Raw genomic sequence first — 17,109 nt, 5'->3', positions numbered from 1 at the left:
TTCAGGTCATTCGGTCCCGGCGAGAAAATCGCCGAGCCGGTCGAGCCGACGCTCCCATGTCAGCCGCCGTTCGTTGATCCAGTGTTCTGCGCTGCGCAGCGCCTGCGGCGCGATCTGGCAGGTGCGCACGCGGCCGAGCTTTTCCGAGCGCACCAGCCCGCTTGCTTCGAGCACGTTGAGATGCTGGACGACGGCCGACAGCGACATCGCCAGCGGTTCGGCCAACTGGCTGACCGAGGCCGGCCCACGCGACAGCCGTTCGACCATGCTGCGCCTGGCCGGGTCTGCGAGCGCCTGGAACATCAGGTCGAGCTGGGCGGGATCGTGCAGCATCGCGATCAGCCGTTATTGTAGGGAAAGAACTTGAAGTAGGGCTGCGCCTCCTCGACCACCCGGGCGAAGGACGGCCGCTTGAGCAGGCGGTCGTGGTAGTGTTTCAGGGCCGGATAGCTGTCGCCGAATGGCTCGACCTTGTTGGCGTAGAACAGCGCCGGCGAGGCCGCGCAGTCGGCCATGGTGAAGGTAGGCCCGGCCGCCCAGAGTTTCGAGCGCATCTCCTCCTCGATGATCGCATAGGCGTTGCGCAGTTGCGCGCGCGCCTCATCGACCCCGAACGGATCGGTCTTGTCCTGCGGGCGCAACCTGTCGCCGACGATCTTCTGCATCGGCGCCTGCACGTAGAAATCGTAGAAACGGTCGGCCTGGCGGACCTGGAGAGCAAGGTCGGCCTCGGCCGGGATGAGCTCGACCGGCCCGGGATAATGCGCGGCCAGATATTCGATGACGATGGTCGATTCCAGCACCGTGCGATTGCGTGCATCGTCACGCAGCGCCGGCATCTTGCCGGTCGGCGACACCTTCAGGAACGCTGCCCGCGACTGCTCGTCGCCGAGGTCGACGATAACCGGCGTGAAGGGCGTATCGTTCTCGTAAAACGCAATCAGCGGTTTCCAGCAGAACGATGCCAGCGGATGGAAATGGAAGGTCAGGGACATTTTTTGCTCGTCTGTTTGCGGTTCGTCGATACTGGAGCGGTGCCAGCCAGCGCCAACACTGAAGCATTTACTTAACTATTTCCGTGAGGCGAATGTGTCAAGGTTCGAGACTGCCTTCAGGGCTTGGTATGCGTGACGATGGCGGCAACGATCGTGCCCCAGTCGTCGGGATGCAGTTCGTGGCCACCGCCTTCGACGCGGACAAGCCGCCCGCCGGCAACAGCGTCGGCAAGGGCTGCGCCATGCTCGACCGGAAAGATCGGATCCGATGTCCCGTGAATGACGAGCAGCGGAACCTTGATCTCGCGCAGGCGTCCTTTCAGATCCTCGCAGCTCTTCAGCATGAAATGGTTAGTCGCGCTCAGGAAGCCGCCGGATCGGTCGTAGTCCTGTTGGACGAACGCGCGCATCGCCTTCTCGTCGAAGGGATGCGCGGTGCTGGCGATCGCACGCGCATCCTTGACGACGAAGCCGATCACCTGGTCGCGGTCCGACCAATCGACCTTGGCGCCATCGGCCGAGTGCTCCATATAGGCCTCGGTCGTCCCCGGCAGGTGCGATGTATCGATCCCCACCGGCGAACTGCTGATTACGGTCAGCGAGATGATACGCAAGGGATGTTTCAACACCAATCGTTGCGCGATCATGCCGCCTATCGACATCCCGATCACATGCGCCTTGCCGATGCCGCAACTGTCGAGGACGCGCACCGCATCGTCCGCCATGTCGTCGAACGTATACGGCGGCTCGCCCGGCGTATATTTGGTCGACAGGCCGGTGTCACGATTGTCGTAGCGGATCACGAAGCGTTCGCCGGCGAGCTTTTTGCAGAGCGCCTCCGGCCACCAGAGCATCGAGGCCATGGCGCCCATGATCAGCAGAATGGCTGGATCTCCGGGATCGCCAAACGTCTGGGAGACGATTTCGGGTGCTGCGGCCCTTGTCATGGGACTCTCCTCGCATCGGCCAATCAAAGGCCAACCAAACTGATTGCGTTTTGCAATCGGTTGCACGATAATAAAACTGATACGATAATGCAACTGGTTTTTGAGGAGAGTCGGATGAAAACCGAACACCGCTCGGGATGCCCTATCAATCTGTCGCTGGAAGTATTCGGCGATCGCTGGAGTCTGATCATCCTGCGCGACATGATTTTTGGCGGCAAACGCCACTTTCGCGAACTGCTCAACGGCTCGATCGAGGGCATCGCTTCCAACATCCTGGCCGACCGGCTGAAGCGGCTGATGGAACTCGGCATGCTGACCAAGGCCGACGACCCCTCGCACAAGCAGAAGGCGATCTACAGCCTGACCGAGATGGCTATCACGCTGGTGCCGATCATGGCGCATCTCGGCGCTTGGGGCCGCGTCTGGCTGCCGGTGAGCGAGGAGCTTTCGATCCGCGCCGAGCTGCTGGAGAAAGGCGGACCGCCAATGTGGGAGCAGTTCATGGACGAGTTGCGCCACGACCATCTGGGCATGCCTGTCGCCCCACCCGCGCAGCCTTCCGTCCGCGCTACATTGCAGGCCGGATATGAGGCGGTGGTAGCCCGCAAGGCGTCGAGCGGCATCGAGGCCCCGGCCGCTTGACCAACTTATTTCCCCATTATCAGGCCGGCTCTGCTATCAAGGGGCTGAAAAACATAATTTACGGGATTGGATAACGCTCTTGGTCGAGAACTCTAAGGATACTGCCCGCGCCAGGGCAGATATGCGTTTCAAGAAGCAGGAAGAGGCAGCCACGGTGCGGCAAAAGGCGATGGCGGAGTATGTCGCCGAGGCCGACGCCCGCCAGGCCAAGACCAACAAGCTCCGGGCATTGCGCCTTGCCAAGGAAGCGGAAGACCTCGCCAACGCCCCTGCCGTTCCGGTCAAGAAAGCGCCCCGAGCCAAGAAAAAATAGCGCGGCCCTCTTCATCGACGCCCGATCTGGATGCCGGCGGATCGTATCCGCCATGTGCCACGATCAGCAATGCTCGCCATTTCCGCTTTCCCGCGCGAAGCAATTTCAACCGCAACCGGGATTTCGCATCCCGCATGTCAGGTCGATGATTGACGCGTTTTGATCAGGAGACAGCCATGACCGCACTGACCCTCGAAAAAGCCAAGCACATCATCGACGCCGCCTTCGCCAAGGGCGCCGAGATGAAGCTCAAACCGCTCGGCGTTTCCGTGCTGGATGCCGGCGCGCATCTCGTCGCCTTCCAGCGTCAGGACGGCGCCTCGTTCCTGCGCCCGCAAATGTCGGCCGGCAAGGCCTATGGGGCGCTGGCCATCGGCATGGGCTCGCGCCGTGTCGAGGCTTTCGCCAAGGAGCGGCCGCATCTCGTCGCCGGCATTTCCGACGTCTCGGGTGGACGCGTATTGCCGGTCGTCGGCGGCGTGCTGATCCGCGACAAGGCAGGCGCCGTCATCGGCGCCGTCGGAATTTCGGGAGATACGTCGGACAATGACGAAGCCGCCGCCATCGCCGGCATCGAAGCCGCCGGCTTCACCGCCGATCCGGGCTGAGGGGGAGCTTCGTCATCCCAGGGCGAAGCAGGAGCGAAGCTACGCGGCGCAGACCCCGGGATGACGACCAGAAAGAGCAGCCACGCCAATCGCGAACGGATGCGACCATCCAACGAAGGCGGCTAGTTCAAATTTATGTCTCTACTCGCCGACCGCATCGACACCGAAAACCCGGCCAGCACATCGAACAAGGCGATCACCATCAGCGTGAAGAAGACGGAGTGCGCCGCGCCCTTCACCAGCAGGAACTCGACCAGGAACGCCACGAAGACCAGCGTCGACAACAGATGGTCCATGATCGAGGCGTTCGTGGTGCGCACCGACTTCACCATTTCGAGGAACAGGAAGATCAGCCCGATCACCACCATCAGGTCGCCGAGCGTCATCGAGAACACCCCGCCCGACATCATGCTGAACGAGAAGATCTCGGTCGCCCACGGATCGTCGCCGCTGCCGAATATTCCGAGGAGTCCGAGATTGTAGGCCACGAAGGGCACGATCAGCAGCGGGATGGCACCGAACATCAGGCGTCTCCTCTAGCAATTCCAGGAAAGCGGTTTCCCAAGGAATTGCCTAAACAATGGGGGCACCTTCTGTAGAATGCCCCGCAGGCACGCCGTCAAGATTTTTCGCTAGCGCCCGCAAACACGGAAAAAGACCGCGCGAAACAACCCTGTCAGCCACAGTTGCCCCGGCTGACCACCGACACGCCGGATTCAGCGCTTGAACTGGCCTGTCCGCACGGCGGCGCCGATAGCGTTGAGGATGAAAAGGCCGGCGGTCATCGAGGTGATCTCGTTGACGTCGCGCGCCGGCGCGATCTCGACGATGTCGATGCCGACGACACGTCCCTTGGCGAACAGCCCCTTGATCAGTTCGATCGTCTGCCGGTAGCTGATGCCGCCAGGCGCCGGCCCTTCGACCGCCGGCATGACAGCGGGATCGAGACCGTCGGCATCGATGGTCAGGTAATAGCGGCCACGGTCCGGGATGCCCTTGAGCAGCGCCGCCGTACCGATATCCTGCCATTCATTGGCGGTGACGATGTTGGAGCCGTAGGCGCGGGCCGCCTCGACCTCCTCGAGCCGGGCGCTGCCCTGGCCGCGGATGCCGAGCTGGAAAATCCCGGCTATATGCGCCATCTCCGAAGCGCGGCGGATGGGGCTGGAATAGCCTTCCCTGACCCCGTTGACATTGTCGCGCCAGTCGAGATGGGCATCGATCTGAACCAGGGTGATCGGCCCTTCGCCGTCAAGCGCCCGCAGGATCGGGATCGGAACGCCGTGATCGCCGCCAATGGTGATCGGCAAGGCGCCGGCGACGCGGATCTTTCGGATCGCCGCTTCGGCCAACCTGTAGTGGCCGCCGGCGGCATCGCCGGGGACATCGCCGACATCGACCACCTTGACGTCCTGCCCGTCGAACAGGGTTCCGCCAATGTCGAAATCATAGCGGTCGAGCCCGAGGCTGATGCGTTGCGAGGCGCGCCGCACCGCCGTCGGCGCGTTGGTCTGGTCGTTGACCAACTCGTCGATCGTGTAGGGACTGCCGTAAGGCATGCCGATGATGGCGACATCCGCCTTCAGCGCATCGAGGTCCTCGACCAGCGGGAAGTTCATGAAGGTCTGGAAGATATCGCGCGGTGCTGTGGTGAGCTTGGTCATGCGGTCCCTCTGAAGCCGGCCGATCATCGCGCGGAAGCGCCGCGACAAGGCATCACTCAATACAGCACCGCCGCCGCAGCTTGTATCGCCACGGACGCCCGGTCTTTGGCATAGTTGGCGGCGCGACGCGCACCAAACGCAAAAAAACCGGCCAATGGCCGGTTCTTTTGGCATTCAAACCCTTCGAAAGCTGGTCTCAGCTTTCCTTGGGCGTCAGCACCTGGCGACCGCGATACATGCCGGTCTTCAGGTCGATATGGTGCGGGCGGCGCATTTCGCCGGAATTCTTGTCCTCGACATAGGTCGGGGCCTTGAGAGCGTCGGCCGAGCGGCGCATGCCGCGCTTGGACGGAGAGGTTTTTCGTTTCGGAACGGCCATGGATATGCTCCACTACATGGTCAAAATGCCCCGATAGCCCTCGTGAAAGGGCCGCGTCAGGGCCATAATCTGAGAAAGTCGGGTGCCTATACACGCCCTGCGCCGTTTTGGCCAGCACCGTGGCGATTTTTTTTGAACTGGCAGCGGTTCTACCTAATCAAGACAACCGACATACGCGCCCGAACGGCCGGCGCGGCGTTCGATCAGCGACGCCAGCCGCCGCAGACCCGGACCGGGCTTGGCCGGATTGCGGGCGATCGGATTGGGCAGCGAGACGGCCAGCAATGCCGCCTGCCGCCGCGACAGCTGTTTGGCCGAAACGCCGAAATGATGCTGGGCCGCCGCCTCGATGCCGTAAACGCCCGGCCCCCATTCGGCGATGTTGAGGTAGATCTCCATGATCCGCCGTTTCGACATCACCGCGTCGAAATAGACGGCCAGCGGCAGTTCGACCACCTTGCGCACCGAGCCCAGCGGCCGCGACCACAGGAAAAGGTTCTTCACCGTCTGCATGGTGATGGTCGAGGCGCCGCGCGTCGCCTCGCCGGCCAGCGCATCGTCGACGACGCCGCGCAATTCGCCGAGATCGATGCCGCGATGGAAGCAGAACTGACCGTCCTCCGACATGATCACCGAATTGGCCAGCACCGGCGACACATCGTCGATCGACACCCAGCGCCGGTCGTAGCCGGAAAAGGTCGCGAGGTCTTTGACCATCAAGGTCGATATCGGATGCACGAAGGACGGCAAATAAAGGAAGGTCAGCACAACGGGTATCGCCGCCAGCACGACGGCGACGACCAGGCCGCGCCGTGCCAGGCGCTTCAGACCGGCGCGGTTCACGCGCCTTGGTCGCGCCATCTCAAACCCTTCGGTTTCATGATCGACGATCGGTTCCGTCAAGCCGCCCCCACCCGCGCCACTCTCCCGCCTCCGGCATAATGGCGCGAGGCTTCTTGCGCAACGTCTGAGTGTCGGCTACCGCTCCCGGCCATGACGAAAGACGAGCAATTGGCCTTTGAGGCCGCACTTCCGAGGCGGGCGGCGGCGATCGAGACCGAACTCAGGCTGCTGCTCGAAGGCCGCACGCTTGCCGGCGAGATCGCCCGGCCGGAGCGCTTGATGGCTGCCATGCGCCATGGCGTGCTGAACGGCGGCAAGCGACTGCGCCCCTTCCTGGTCATGGAAAGTGCCGCCCTTTTTGGCGCCGATGGCGAGGCGTCGCTTCGCGTGGCGACAGCGCTCGAATGCGTGCATTGCTATTCGCTGATCCATGACGATCTGCCTGCTATGGACGACGACGATCTGCGCCGCGGCCAGCCGACCGTGCACAAGGCCTTCGATGAAGCCACCGCCATCCTTGCCGGCGACGCGCTTCTGACGCTTGCCTTCGATGTCCTCGCCGATGAGGCGACGGCGCTGCCGGCGGAGCGCAGGGCGGCGCTGGTGCTGGCGCTGGCGCGCGCCGCCGGCACGGGGGGCATGGTCGGCGGGCAGACGCTCGATCTCGAAGCCGAGCGCAACAGGCCGGACGAGGCCGGCATCGTCCGGCTGCAGGCGATGAAAACCGGCGCGCTGATCCGCTACGCCTGCGAAGCCGGCGCGATCATTGCCGGCGCTGCACCGCAGGACCGCGACCGGCTGGCCGAATTCGGCTCGGCGGTCGGGCTTGCCTTCCAGCTTGCCGACGACCTGCTCGACCTGACCGCCGATGCCAGCCAGATGGGCAAGGCGACCGGCAAGGACGCAGCCGCCGGCAAGGCGACGCTGGTGGCGCTGCATGGCGCGAACTGGGCGCGCAGCCAGCTCCATGGGCTGGTCAAGCAGGCCCATGAATTGCTTGAGCCTTACGGTGAACAGGCAGCCTTGCTGAAGGCAGCGGCAAGCTTCGTGGCAGTCCGCAACAACTGAGGTTTGGGCAATCGGATGCCGAACCGTTTTCGGAATTTGTCGGCCTTGCGCTGCCTTGCTTGGTGTCTCTCAAATGCCCCAAAGCAACTGGGCGCGCTATCTGACCTTGACGACGACCTTGCCCTTGGCGCGTCCTGTTTCGACGTAAGCCAGCGCCTCATTGGTCGCTTCAAAAGGAAAGACCCTGTCGACGACCGGGCGAATCGCCCCATCTTCGATGAGGGACGTGATTTTGCTCAGCTGCTCACCTTGCGCCGACATGAACAGGAACGAAAATCCCACGCCCCGGCGCTTGGCTTTGGTCCTGATACCACGGCTCAGCAGCCGCAGCAGCAGCCTTAGCACCACGTTCAGTCCCTGTTTCCAGGCAAATTCGGGATCCGGAGGACCGGAAATCGAGATGAGCTTCCCACCCGGTTTCAGCACAGTCAGGGATTTCTCAAGCGTCTTGGCGTCCTGGCTGTTCAGGACGACGTCGTAGCCCGACAGGATTTTCTCGAAGTCGTCCTTCCTGTAGTCGACGACAACATCGGCGCCGAGATCCCTGACCAGATCGGCGCTTGCCGCGCCCGCTGTTGTCGCAACGATCGCGCCGAGGTGCTTTGCCAACTGGATGGCGAATGTCCCCACGCCGCCGGAGCCAGCCTGGATGAAGATCTTCTGGCCTGTCTTCAGACCCGCCCTCTCGATGAGAGCCTGCCAGGCGGTCAGACCGACCAGCGGGATCGAGGCCGCCTCTTCCATGCTGAGGTTCGCCGGCTTCAGCGCCACGTCGGCTTCATCGATTGCGATGAATTCGGCGAATGTCCCGATCCGGCCGTCGCGCGGCCGCGCATAGACGGCGTCGCCGGGTTTGAATTTGCGGACTTTCGAGCCCACCCTGACAACCCTCCCAGCAACGTCGTGACCGAGGATGAAGGGCCGGCGATAGGGAAGGACGAGTTTGAATTCGCCGGTCCTGATTTTGGAATCCAGCAGGTTCACCCCGGCGGCATGGACCTCGACCAGGACGTCATTGTCCAGCAGCTCCGGCTCCGGCATCTCGGCCAGCCGCAAAATGCCTTTCTTGCTATATTTATCGACAACGAATGCCTTCATGGCAGTGACTTTCTGAGAGTGTCCGTTGGTGTGCCGTTTGTGTGTGAAATTCTCCGTCCCACCGTTGTTCAGACCGGCAGGCGGAACTGCTTGCGCAAGGTCTTGTCGAACATCCCCGCGGGGGCGAAGCGGCGCAGCAGGCTGACCTGGCGCGCTGCCTTCCCTGCGGTATAGCGCCGTCGCGGACGGGCGTCGGTCGCTGCCTTGACGACCACATCCGCCACCACTTCCGGCCGGTCGGCTTTGGGCATCACATCGGCAAGCAGCGCCTTGAGACCGGCGCGCGCCTGATCGTAGTCCTTCAACAGGGAATCCGGCTCGATGCCGTTCTGGTCGAAGACGGTGCGCACGAATGCCGGCTCGATGACCGAGACGCGAATGTTGAAGGCGCGAACCTCATGATCGAGCGATTCCGAATAGCCCTCCAGCGCGTGCTTGACCGCCGAGTAGTGCGCTGAGTATGGCGCGGGCACCAATCCTAGAATCGAGCCGATGTTGACGATGCGCCCTTGGCCGCGGCGCCGCATCGACGGCAACACCGCATTGGTCATGCGCATGACGCCGAACAGATTGACGTCGAACAGAGCCTGCACCTGTGCGACCGAAGATTCCTCGGCGCCGCCAAGCAGGCCGACACCGGCATTGTTCACCAGCAGATCGATACGACCGGTCTGGGCCAGCACGGTTGCAACGAGGGCGCTGACGGACTCCCCGTCGGTCACGTCGCAGGTCAGCATGGACACCTTAGCCGGGCCGTTGCCGGCCTTGCTGCGGCTTGTCCCGAAGACGGTATACCCCGCCCGCGCCAAGGCCTCGGCACTGGCGCGGCCGATGCCCGAAGAGGCTCCGGTCACGACTGCGGTTCTTCCCGAAAGGGTACTCATTTGATACTCCACAGACATGAGGGCTAGCTTTTTGCCGTTGATTGAATTATGATCGTAATATCACATTACACCTATAATGCAATAGCAGAAAGGAAGAGCGCCATGCGCTACGAAAAGGGCCGAAAGGACGCCTCCCGCGATCGCATCGTCGAGGTCGCAGCCCAGCGTTTTCGCGGTGACGGCATCGCCGCGTCCGGACTGGCAGCCATCATGGGCGACGCCGGGCTGACGAACGGAGCCTTCTATCCGCATTTCCAATCCAAGGCGGAGCTTGTGCGTGAAAGCCTGGTAGCGGCCCTAGAGAGCCAGGTGCAGCAACTGCAAGAGGTATTGGCCGCCGGTGGTCCGGAGATGGGGATAGCGGCGTATCTGTCAGCCGGGCACCGGGACAATCCGGGAAGGGGCTGCGCCAACGCCGCGCTGCTCCCGGAACTCGCGCGTCAGCCGCTCGAAACGCGCCAAGTCTACACCGAACGCTTGCTGGTTTTGGTGCGCCAGTTGTCTGCAGCGCTTCCGCAGGCCAGGGATCCGGAAGGCGTTGCCATGGGCGTCTTTGCGACCCTCATCGGCGCGCTTCAACTGGCCCGCGCGGTGGCAGGGACCGAATTGTCGGATCGCTTCCTTGCGGCAGGAGCAGATGCCGCGCGCAGGCTGATCCAGCCACGTGACGGCGAGAAGGCATCCTAGAGGCCGGTGGCGGCAGCGGCAAAGGGCCCTGACATCGTCCTGCGGGTCGCACACAGGAAGGGCCGGCTTTTGGAGGCGGGCCGAACCGGTATTTCGCTCCGATTCAATCGGGTCTAACGCAGATGCCTGAGCTTGTCGGGATTGCGCATGACATAGACGGCCGCGATCTTCCCGTCCTCGATGTCAAGCGCGGTCGTCTGCAGTTCGCCATCGGCCTCCTGGGTGACGAACCCCGGCAGTCCATTGACGAAGCCGATGCGCACCAGCGTCGAGCGATTGTCGCGCAGCCAGGCCGCGACTTGCGCGTATTCCTTCATGACGGCGTCGAAGCCCAGCACCGGCGCCAAAGCCGCCGGACGCTTGCCGCCGCCATCGGCATGAGCGCTGACATCTTCCGTCAGCAGCGCGCCGAGCGCCTCCATGTCGCCGCTGCGCGATGCCGCGAAAAAGGCTTCGGCGATCTCCAGGCCACGCTGCTTCTCCACCTTGAAGCGAGGCCGCGCCTCGCGGACATGGCCCCGTGCGCGAGCGGCAAGCTGGCGGCAGGCGGCTGAATCGCGCTCGATGGCGGTCGCGACCTCCTCGAATTCCAGTCCGAACACATCGTGCAGCAGAAAGGCCGCCCGCTCGAGCGGCGAAAGCCGCTCCAGCGCCAACATCAGCGGCAAGGTGACATCTTCAAGATCGTCCTCTTCGACGATCGGCTCGGGCAGCCAAGGGCCGATGTAGGTCTCGCGCTGGCGCCGCGTGGATTTGAGCTGGTCAAGGCAAAGCCGCGTCACCGTGCGGCGCAGGAACGCTTCTGGCTCGCGAACCTGCGAGCGGTCGGTCCCCATCCAGCGGATGAAGGCATCCTGCACGACATCCTCGGCGTCGCTCACCGAGCCCAGCATGCGATAGGCGACCCGCATCAGCTTCGGACGCAGCGGGCCGAAGCCCGCTGCCGCGTCGTCGGGTGCCGTCGCCGTCATCAGGCCGCCTTGGCGCTGGCGCGTATCGTTGCTGCGTCGGTGTAGAGCCCGAAGCCAACGGCGATGCGGTTCCAGCCATTGATGATGTTGATCAAAACGGTGAGCTTCACCTGCTCCTCCTCGGTGAAATGCGCCTTAAGATCATCATAGGCGCTTTCGCGGTCCTGTCCTTCCGAGAGGCGCGTCAGCGCATCGGTCCAGCCGAGCGCGGCACGCTCGCGGTCGCTGTAGCAGGGCGCTTCGCGCCAGGCCGGCAGCAGATAGATGCGCTGCTCGGTCTCGCCATTCTCGCGCGCTTCGGTGGCATGCAGATTGATGCAGTTGGCGCAGCCATTGATCTGCGACGCCCGAAGCTTCACCAGCTCGTTGAGGCTGTGCTCGAGCCCGGCGGCGACGGAGAGCTCGGTCGATGCGCGCTGCCACTGCTTGATCAGCGCAGGGGCGGCGGCGAAGAGGTCGATTTTGGCGGTCATGATTGCAGTCCTTGTGTTGGGTACGCCATCATGACGAGACAAGACCGGCCGGTGTGACATTCAGGCTTTATTTTTTCGAAGGTGCTTTCCCGGCGCGTTCAATCGTCTTTGATCAGCACGATCTTCGCCGGATCGAAATCGATCCCGACCATCGTCCCTTCCGCCACGGCGGGTGTGACATCAGGCGATGTCGCGAACAGTTCAACCGCCGGATCGCTGATCGCGATGCGGTATTCCATGTGGTCGCCGAGATACGAGCTCTTGACCACCCGGCCCTTCATGGTGCCCGCTGGCTGGCCGGGCAAGATGCGCACGGCATTCGGGCGCACAGCGAGCATCGCCGGCCCCGGAGCGTTACCGCGACCCGGCATGTCGAGCAGCAAGGGTCCGACCTTGACCCTCGCTCTGGTCGCATTGCTGGAAAGCACCTCGACGTCGAGCAGATTGGCGTCGCCCATGAAGTCGGCGATGAAACGGTTGGTCGGCTCGTTGTAGAGGTCGCGCGGCGTGCCGTCCTGGGCGACGCGAGCGGCGTTCATGACGATGATGCGGTCGGAGACGGCGAGCGCCTCTTCCTGGTCATGCGTGACATAGACCATGGTCAGCGCCAGATCTTGCTGGAGACCGCGGATTTCGTCGCGCACCCGCCGGCGCAGCTTGGCGTCGAGATTGGACAGCGGCTCGTCGAACAGCAGCACCTTCGGCTCCAGTACGATGGCTCGCGCCACCGCGACGCGCTGCTGCTGGCCGCCGGACAATTCGCTCGGCTGGCGCTTCTCGTAGCCGGACAGGCCGACAAGCGACAGCTTTTCGGCGGCGCGCTCGGCTGCCTGCGCCTTGCCAAGCCCCATAGCCCGCAAGCCGTAGCTGACATTCTCCATCACGTTCATGTGCGGGAACAGCGCATAGGACTGGAACACCATGGAGACATCTCGCTCGGCGGCGGACAGCAAGGTGACGTCCTTGTCGTCGATCAGGATGCGCCCGGTGCTGGTCTGTTCCAGTCCGGCGATCAGCCTGAGCGTCGTCGTCTTGCCGCAACCCGAGGGCCCGAGCAGCGTCACCAGGCTGGCCGGCGCGATGTCGAAGCTGACGTTGTCGACGGCGGTCACCGCGCCGTATTTCTTGGTGACGCCCTCGAACCGCACGGCCGGCCTGTCCGTGACAACCGGGGCAGCAGTCTTCGCCGTCTGATCCACGCCGCTTCTCCCCATCAGATTGCTGCCACAACGGCTTCCGGACCGGCACGGCGCCGGCCGAGCCGGCGTTCGCCGACCAGCAGCTGGATGCCGATGAGGATGACCATCATGACGACGATCATCACCGCCGAATAGACAATCGCGATGCCGTATTCGCCGACATCTGCGCGCCCGACAATGTAGACCGTGGCGAGGTTGAACCGGCCGCTCGCCAGGAAGATGACGGCGCTGACCGCCGTCACCGCGCGCACGAAACTGTAGATCATCGCGGTCACGATCGCCGGCTTCAGGATCGGCAGGATCACCCGCCGCAAGGTAGCAAAAGACCGCGCCCCAAGCGTCAGCGATGCCTCGTCCAGGCTCTTGTCAATCTGGCCGAGATTGGCGAGCCCGGCGCGGATCGCCACCGGCATGTTGCGGAAGATGAAGGAGATGACGATGATCAGCCCGGTGCCCGTCAACTGCACCGGCGGCACGTTGAAGGCAAGGATATAGCTGACGCCGATCACCGTGCCGGGAATGGCAAAGCTCATCATCGCCAGGAATTCGAACATGGTGCGCCCGGCGAAACGCTGCCGGTCGAGCAGATAGGCCGTCAGGATGCCGAGCGCCGCGGTGAACGGCATCGCCACCAGCGCCAGGCCGATGGTCATCAGCAGCGACGGCCAGGCCGAGCCGCTGAAAAACCAGCCATTGACGCCTTTCTCGATCGAAAAGGCGGTGAGGAAATATTCGAGCGTCGGCGTGTTGTCGCGCCCGATCGATTGCACGAAACCGCCGCACAGGATGATGCCGTAGACCACGATGGTCAGAACCAGCCACGGAACGACGGCGGCGTAGCAGCCGATCCGCAAGGCCTTGGGCAGCGTCGCCGGTACACCGCCATCGCCCTTGCCTGCGACGGTGACGTAGCTGCGGCTGCCGATCCAGCGGCGCTGGATGACGAAGGCTGCCAGCGTGAACATCAACAGCACGATCGCCAGCACCGCCGCGCGGCCCTGGTCGTGCGCCGCGCCAACCACCGCGAAGAATATATCGGTCGACAGCACGTTGAAATTGCCTCCCAGCACCAGCGGATTGGCGAAATCGGCCATGCTCTCGATGAACGAGATCAGGAAGGCGCTGGCCAGGCCCGGCCGGATCAACGGCCAGGTGACGGTACGAAACGTCCGCCAGCGACTGGCGCGCAAGGTCTGCGACGCCTCCTCCATGCTCGGGCTGACCCCTTGCAGCACGCCGACCAGAACCAGGAAGGCGATCGGCGTGAAGGCCAGCACCTGCGCGATGGTGATGCCGGCCATGCCATAGATCCAGCGGCTGCGCGGAATGCCGAGATGCACCGACATGAGGTTGGTGACGATGCCGGCGCGGCCGAACAGCAGGATCAGCGCCAGGCCGATGACGAAGGGCGGCGTGATGATCGGCAGGATGGACAGGCCGCGCAGCAGCCATTTGGCCGGCAGCTTGGTGCGAAGCGCAATCAGCGCCAGAGCCAGCCCAAGCGCCGTGCAGAAAAAGCCGACGAGGACTGCGATCGCCACCGTGTTCCACGCCACGCCGCAGGAGCCCTCGCCATAGAGGCAGCGCAGGCTCCATATGTTGGCGCTGAAGATCTTTTCGACGAACAGCGCCGGCACGACATTGCCGTCATTATCCTTGATGGCCGAGGTGAGGATCGACAGCAGCGGATAGGCGACGAACAGGATCAGCGAAGCAATCACGATTGAGAGCGAGCCGACGACGAAACGGTCGCCCTTGCACCAGCCGCGCGCGGCGAGCGCCTCGGCGATGAACATCAGCATCGCCACGGCATAGAGCGCCGCACCCCAGCCGAGCCCCGGCTGTATCGGTCCCGGCGTGCCGGCGACCTGGGTAAGCAAGCCAAATCCCCAGCCCGAATGGATGATGGAAAAGCCTTCGATGGCCAGCCACAGCAGGCCCGCCGCGCCTGCAATCGCAAGGCTCTTGGGTTTGTTGCGCGCCACCAGCCAGCTCGCCAGCAGAAGCGGCAGGACAAGCGGCAACAGCCAGGGCCGGCCACCGAGCGCCAGTATGATGGCCGGCGTCGCATCCGTCGGCTGTGCCAGCCAGTCGAACGACAGGAAGCCGCCTTCGACCTTGTACCAAGGCAAGAGCACGAAGCTCGCCCACGCGGCCATTACCCAGGCGAGCGCGCTGCGTCCAGGAGCGGAACTGACCATGGAACCGGCCGCGGCCATTCAATGTCTTTCTGTGCCAAAGGATGGTGCGCCAGCTGCCGCGAAGGGCAGCCGGCGATCAGATGCTAGAGTGAGCACGAAAGAACGCGCTCAGCCGCCATTGCGGACCTCGTCGGTGAACTTCTTCAACAGCCGCTTGCGTTCGGCCGACGAGCCGTATTTGGCGAAGTCGTAGTCGATCAGCTTGATCTTCGAGAGGTCCGGCGCCTCGGGCGGCACCGGCGTGGCGGTGTTCGACGGGATCTGGAAGCTGCCGTTCGGCGCCGCGAGCTTCTGCGCATCCGGGCTCAGCGCCCAGTCGTAGAATTTCTGCGCCTCTTCGACATGCTTGGCGCCCGTCACGATGCTCATCGAGCCGATCTCGAAGCCGGTGCCCTCGCAAGGCGAAACCACCTTCACCGCCGGGTTCTGCTTGGCCGCGTTGATGACGTCGTGCTGGAAGGAGATGCCGATCAGCGTCTCGCCCTTGCCGACGGCGAGTGCCGGCGCGGCCCCTGCCTTGGTGTATTCGGCGATGTTCTTGTTGAGCTGCTTGAGATAGTCGAATGCCTTGTCCTCGCCCATCAGCTGGACGATCGTGGCAAGCATGGTCCAGGCCGTGCCCGATGAATTCGGGTCGGCCATCTCGATCTCGCCCTGGAATTCCGGCTTGACCAGATCGGCCCAGCACGCCGGCGCGGTCAGCCCGCGCTGCTTCAGATCTTCCTCATTATAGCCGTAACCGAGCGCACCGAGATAAATGCCGACCGTGCGGTTCTTCGACCTGTCGGCCTGCTTCAGCGCCCAGTCGCGCAAGTTTGCCAGTTGCGGCGACTTGTATTCCTGGGTGAGGCCCTCTTCCGCCGCCTGCAGATGCGGGTCGCCGGTGCCGCCCCACCAGATATCGGCTTGCGGATTGTCCTTCTCGGCCCGGAGGCGGGCGTAGATTTCGCCGGCGCTCATGCGGGTCATGTCGACGCTGACGCCCGTCTCCTTCTGGTAGGTGGTCGCCATCGCCCGGCACCAGGCCTCGTCGACGGCGCAATACATTGTGAGGCTGCGGTCGGCCGCCTGGGCGGCACTCGCCAATCCGAACATGGCCAGCGCCGCGCCAAGGCCAAGCCAGGCGGCGCGCAAGCCTTGCTTACTGTCAAATGTCTTCATCGATATTCCTCCCTGTCTTCTCACTGGAAACGATCTACCCGTCGTCGAGCGGCACTCCGATCACCTGGGACAATGTCGCCGCAACGCCGGGTGCTGCCGCTAGCACGGGATTGCCCTTCGCCATGCCGTCGCCGTCGAGGAACCGGTTCACACGGCCGCCGGCCTCCTCCACCAGCAGCAATCCGGCCAGGCAGTCCCACGAATTGATGTGCAGCTCGGCATAGGCATCCGAGCGGCCGTCGGCCACATAGGCCAGCCCAAGCGCTCCGGAGCCGGAGCGCCGCACATTGGCGCCGAGTGCCCAGACAAGGCTCACCTTGTCCAGATAGTCGCGATTGGGAATCCTGGGCGACCAGCCGAACTCGACAAAGGCGCGGTCGAACGCTTGCGTCGGCGACACATGGATCGGCGCGCCATTGCGCGTCGCGCCCTGCCCGCGACGGGCAAAGTACGTTTCGCCGATGGCCGGATTGGCAATGCCGCCGATCTCGCTGCGGCCGTTCTCGACGAAAGCTATCGAAATGCAGAAATGCGGAATACCGCGCATGAAATTGGCGGTGCCGTCGATGGGGTCGACGACCCACATGCGGGCAGAGCCGATGCCACCGCCTTCCTCGCCCAAAAACCCGTCCTGCGGAAAAGCCTCTGCCAGCGTCGCGCGGATGTGCTCCTCGACCTTGCCGTCGGTTTCAGTGAGAAAATCCTGCGGGCCTTTCATCGCCACCGGCTGGACGGCGCCCTGCCGGGCATAGCCTTCCATCGCCAGTTGCCCGGCCGTGACAAGCAGTTTCCGGCAGACCTCGGCACGCCTGTCCATCTCGGCCTCGGACAGCCGGTCCGCCTTCGGATGCGCCGCCGCCCTGCTCATGCAGCCGGTCCGGACAATCGCGCCCTCAATGCCGTCTTCGGCGAAATGGACAGGGTATTCCTCCGATGCCACTCTTGAGCCGGCTTGTATTGCACGGCTGTGCAAAGC

20 protein-coding genes are annotated in these 17,109 nt (G+C 63.7%); 5 read left to right on the top strand and 15 right to left on the bottom strand.

Annotated features, from left to right (window positions below; translation table 11 throughout):
- Nucleotides 1-6 precede the first annotated feature (6 nt).
- The 3 genes from NKJ57_RS15705 to NKJ57_RS15695 form a co-directional block, all read right to left on the bottom strand.
- The gene (locus NKJ57_RS15705) at nt 7-333 is read right to left on the bottom strand and encodes an ArsR/SmtB family transcription factor (protein ID WP_023699361.1); all 327 of its coding nucleotides are present in this window, start codon (nt 331-333) and stop codon (nt 7-9) included.
- A 5-nt stretch (nt 334-338) separates the two neighbouring features.
- On the bottom strand, nt 339-995 hold the full coding sequence (locus NKJ57_RS15700) for a glutathione S-transferase family protein (protein ID WP_023816408.1): 657 nt from the start codon (nt 993-995) through the stop codon (nt 339-341).
- Between the two features lie 116 nt (nt 996-1,111).
- Nucleotides 1,112-1,942 carry an alpha/beta fold hydrolase gene (locus NKJ57_RS15695; protein ID WP_352511915.1) on the bottom strand — a complete coding sequence of 277 codons (831 nt, stop codon included), beginning with the start codon at nt 1,940-1,942 and terminating at the stop codon, nt 1,112-1,114.
- Nucleotides 1,943-2,056: 114 nt separating this feature from the next.
- Here NKJ57_RS15695 and NKJ57_RS15690 point away from each other — a divergent pair, with 114 nt between their 5' ends.
- The 3 genes from NKJ57_RS15690 to NKJ57_RS15680 all read left to right on the top strand — a co-directional run bounded on the left by NKJ57_RS15690 (nt 2,057) and on the right by NKJ57_RS15680 (nt 3,505).
- Nucleotides 2,057-2,584, top strand: a complete 528-nt coding sequence (locus NKJ57_RS15690) for a winged helix-turn-helix transcriptional regulator (protein WP_352511917.1) — start codon at nt 2,057-2,059, stop codon at nt 2,582-2,584.
- 79 nt (nt 2,585-2,663) lie between these two features.
- Nucleotides 2,664-2,897, top strand: coding sequence for a hypothetical protein (locus NKJ57_RS15685; protein WP_023684002.1), 234 nt, complete (start codon nt 2,664-2,666; stop codon nt 2,895-2,897).
- 176 nt (nt 2,898-3,073) lie between these two features.
- Nucleotides 3,074-3,505: a GlcG/HbpS family heme-binding protein gene (locus NKJ57_RS15680; protein ID WP_023733046.1), complete on the top strand. Its 432-nt coding sequence runs from the start codon at nt 3,074-3,076 to the stop codon at nt 3,503-3,505.
- Nucleotides 3,506-3,627: 122 nt separating this feature from the next.
- Here the strand turns inward: NKJ57_RS15680 and NKJ57_RS15675 are convergent, their stop codons facing one another.
- From NKJ57_RS15675 to NKJ57_RS15660, 4 genes are all read right to left on the bottom strand, one after another.
- Entirely contained in the window at nt 3,628-4,029 is a 402-nt protein-coding gene (locus NKJ57_RS15675; protein WP_023670154.1) for a hypothetical protein, read from the bottom strand.
- A gap of 192 nt (nt 4,030-4,221) precedes the next feature.
- Nucleotides 4,222-5,169 carry an agmatinase gene (locus NKJ57_RS15670; RefSeq protein WP_023816407.1) on the bottom strand — a complete coding sequence of 316 codons (948 nt, stop codon included), beginning with the start codon at nt 5,167-5,169 and terminating at the stop codon, nt 4,222-4,224.
- 196 nt (nt 5,170-5,365) lie between these two features.
- Nucleotides 5,366-5,548 (bottom strand): 50S ribosomal protein L32, encoded by a 183-nt coding sequence (gene rpmF / locus NKJ57_RS15665; RefSeq protein WP_008834724.1) that lies wholly within the window; start codon nt 5,546-5,548, stop codon nt 5,366-5,368.
- A 153-nt stretch (nt 5,549-5,701) separates the two neighbouring features.
- Entirely contained in the window at nt 5,702-6,409 is a 708-nt protein-coding gene (locus NKJ57_RS15660) for a biosynthetic peptidoglycan transglycosylase (protein ID WP_050593969.1), read from the bottom strand.
- Between the two features lie 132 nt (nt 6,410-6,541).
- Here NKJ57_RS15660 and NKJ57_RS15655 point away from each other — a divergent pair, with 132 nt between their 5' ends.
- Nucleotides 6,542-7,459 carry a polyprenyl synthetase family protein gene (locus tag NKJ57_RS15655; protein ID WP_352511919.1) on the top strand — a complete coding sequence of 306 codons (918 nt, stop codon included), beginning with the start codon at nt 6,542-6,544 and terminating at the stop codon, nt 7,457-7,459.
- A 96-nt stretch (nt 7,460-7,555) separates the two neighbouring features.
- Here the strand turns inward: NKJ57_RS15655 and NKJ57_RS15650 are convergent, their stop codons facing one another.
- The gene (locus NKJ57_RS15650; RefSeq protein WP_352511920.1) at nt 7,556-8,557 is read right to left on the bottom strand and encodes an NADP-dependent oxidoreductase; all 1,002 of its coding nucleotides are present in this window, start codon (nt 8,555-8,557) and stop codon (nt 7,556-7,558) included.
- Between the two features lie 68 nt (nt 8,558-8,625).
- A complete protein-coding gene (locus tag NKJ57_RS15645) occupies nt 8,626-9,441 on the bottom strand; it encodes an oxidoreductase (protein WP_023748328.1) in 816 nt (271 codons plus the stop codon).
- A gap of 102 nt (nt 9,442-9,543) precedes the next feature.
- Between NKJ57_RS15645 and NKJ57_RS15640 the strand changes: the two genes are divergently transcribed.
- Nucleotides 9,544-10,128, top strand: coding sequence for a TetR/AcrR family transcriptional regulator (locus NKJ57_RS15640; protein WP_352511921.1), 585 nt, complete (start codon nt 9,544-9,546; stop codon nt 10,126-10,128).
- A 113-nt stretch (nt 10,129-10,241) separates the two neighbouring features.
- Here the strand turns inward: NKJ57_RS15640 and NKJ57_RS15635 are convergent, their stop codons facing one another.
- The 6 genes from NKJ57_RS15635 to NKJ57_RS15610 form a co-directional block, all read right to left on the bottom strand.
- Nucleotides 10,242-11,099, bottom strand: a complete 858-nt coding sequence (locus tag NKJ57_RS15635) for a sigma-70 family RNA polymerase sigma factor (RefSeq protein WP_352511922.1) — start codon at nt 11,097-11,099, stop codon at nt 10,242-10,244.
- Nucleotides 11,099-11,572, bottom strand: coding sequence for a carboxymuconolactone decarboxylase family protein (locus NKJ57_RS15630; protein WP_023673089.1), 474 nt, complete (start codon nt 11,570-11,572; stop codon nt 11,099-11,101). Before NKJ57_RS15630 ends, NKJ57_RS15635 begins: the two co-directional genes overlap by 1 nt.
- A 98-nt stretch (nt 11,573-11,670) precedes the next feature.
- Complete coding sequence (locus NKJ57_RS15625; protein ID WP_352511924.1) at nt 11,671-12,771, bottom strand: ABC transporter ATP-binding protein; 1,101 nt, start codon at nt 12,769-12,771, stop codon at nt 11,671-11,673.
- 14 nt (nt 12,772-12,785) lie between these two features.
- On the bottom strand, nt 12,786-14,990 hold the full coding sequence (locus NKJ57_RS15620; protein ID WP_023706272.1) for an ABC transporter permease: 2,205 nt from the start codon (nt 14,988-14,990) through the stop codon (nt 12,786-12,788).
- A gap of 90 nt (nt 14,991-15,080) precedes the next feature.
- Nucleotides 15,081-16,106 (bottom strand): ABC transporter substrate-binding protein, encoded by a 1,026-nt coding sequence (locus NKJ57_RS15615; protein ID WP_023706271.1) that lies wholly within the window; start codon nt 16,104-16,106, stop codon nt 15,081-15,083.
- A 61-nt stretch (nt 16,107-16,167) separates the two neighbouring features.
- On the bottom strand, nt 16,168-17,001 hold the full coding sequence (locus NKJ57_RS15610) for an inositol monophosphatase family protein (protein ID WP_352511925.1): 834 nt from the start codon (nt 16,999-17,001) through the stop codon (nt 16,168-16,170).
- Between the last annotated feature and the right edge of the window lie 108 nt (nt 17,002-17,109).

It is taken from the genome of Mesorhizobium sp. M0077, from assembly GCF_040322955.1.
In the GTDB taxonomy this organism is placed as follows: Bacteria; Pseudomonadota; Alphaproteobacteria; order Rhizobiales; family Rhizobiaceae; genus Mesorhizobium.
This window is presented reverse-complemented; position numbering and strand designations above follow the sequence as displayed.

Bases quoted from the DNA above. Each gene is read 5' to 3' on its own strand.
- NKJ57_RS15705 (WP_023699361.1), bottom strand. From the start codon at position 333: ATGCTGCACGATCCCGCCCAGCTCGACCTGATGTTCCAGGCGCTCGCA.
- NKJ57_RS15700 (WP_023816408.1), bottom strand. From the start codon at position 995: ATGTCCCTGACCTTCCATTTCCATCCGCTGGCATCGTTCTGCTGGAAA.
- NKJ57_RS15695 (WP_352511915.1), bottom strand. From the start codon at position 1,942: ATGACAAGGGCCGCAGCACCCGAAATCGTCTCCCAGACGTTTGGCGAT.
- NKJ57_RS15690 (WP_352511917.1), top strand. From the start codon at position 2,057: ATGAAAACCGAACACCGCTCGGGATGCCCTATCAATCTGTCGCTGGAA.
- NKJ57_RS15680 (WP_023733046.1), top strand. From the start codon at position 3,074: ATGACCGCACTGACCCTCGAAAAAGCCAAGCACATCATCGACGCCGCC.
- NKJ57_RS15675 (WP_023670154.1), bottom strand. From the start codon at position 4,029: ATGTTCGGTGCCATCCCGCTGCTGATCGTGCCCTTCGTGGCCTACAAT.
- NKJ57_RS15670 (WP_023816407.1), bottom strand. From the start codon at position 5,169: ATGACCAAGCTCACCACAGCACCGCGCGATATCTTCCAGACCTTCATG.
- rpmF (WP_008834724.1), bottom strand. From the start codon at position 5,548: ATGGCCGTTCCGAAACGAAAAACCTCTCCGTCCAAGCGCGGCATGCGC.
- NKJ57_RS15660 (WP_050593969.1), bottom strand. From the start codon at position 6,409: ATGGCGCGACCAAGGCGCGTGAACCGCGCCGGTCTGAAGCGCCTGGCA.
- NKJ57_RS15655 (WP_352511919.1), top strand. From the start codon at position 6,542: ATGACGAAAGACGAGCAATTGGCCTTTGAGGCCGCACTTCCGAGGCGG.
- NKJ57_RS15650 (WP_352511920.1), bottom strand. From the start codon at position 8,557: ATGAAGGCATTCGTTGTCGATAAATATAGCAAGAAAGGCATTTTGCGG.
- NKJ57_RS15645 (WP_023748328.1), bottom strand. From the start codon at position 9,441: ATGAGTACCCTTTCGGGAAGAACCGCAGTCGTGACCGGAGCCTCTTCG.
- NKJ57_RS15640 (WP_352511921.1), top strand. From the start codon at position 9,544: ATGCGCTACGAAAAGGGCCGAAAGGACGCCTCCCGCGATCGCATCGTC.
- NKJ57_RS15635 (WP_352511922.1), bottom strand. From the start codon at position 11,099: ATGACGGCGACGGCACCCGACGACGCGGCAGCGGGCTTCGGCCCGCTG.
- NKJ57_RS15630 (WP_023673089.1), bottom strand. From the start codon at position 11,572: ATGACCGCCAAAATCGACCTCTTCGCCGCCGCCCCTGCGCTGATCAAG.
- NKJ57_RS15620 (WP_023706272.1), bottom strand. From the start codon at position 14,990: ATGGCCGCGGCCGGTTCCATGGTCAGTTCCGCTCCTGGACGCAGCGCG.
- NKJ57_RS15610 (WP_352511925.1), bottom strand. From the start codon at position 17,001: ATGAGCAGGGCGGCGGCGCATCCGAAGGCGGACCGGCTGTCCGAGGCC.